The organism is Streptomyces sp. GbtcB7, from assembly GCF_019091445.1.
Taxonomy (GTDB): Bacteria; Actinomycetota; Actinomycetes; order Streptomycetales; family Streptomycetaceae; genus Streptomyces; species Streptomyces mirabilis.
In genome coordinates, this window is sequence record NZ_JAGXJM010000516.1 from 1 (window position 1) to 243 (window position 243).

The following is a 243-nucleotide window of genomic DNA, read 5'->3' on the forward strand; positions in this document are numbered from 1 at the left end:
ATCGCCGCTCTTCTCGGCGATGAAAGACTGCGCGAAGCTGCGGAGAGCATGGGCGGGGAGATCGTCTTCCTGCCGCACCCGAACATCGGGGCGCATTTCCCGACGGAGCTGATACCCCCGCACGTGCGCATGACCAGTTACGCGCGCGAGAACGTGCAGCAGTTGCTGACATCGAGTCGCGTCTTCGTCACAGACTATTCATCGGTCGCCTTCGACGCCGCCTACGCCGACACCGCGCGCGCC

The 243-nt window shown here is 64.6% G+C and carries 1 protein-coding gene; it reads left to right on the plus strand.

The genetic code is table 11. The features are described 5' to 3' along the window. The coding region (locus tag KVT44_RS56660; protein WP_217577115.1) for a CDP-glycerol glycerophosphotransferase family protein at window positions 1-243 on the plus strand (243 nt) is incomplete at both ends.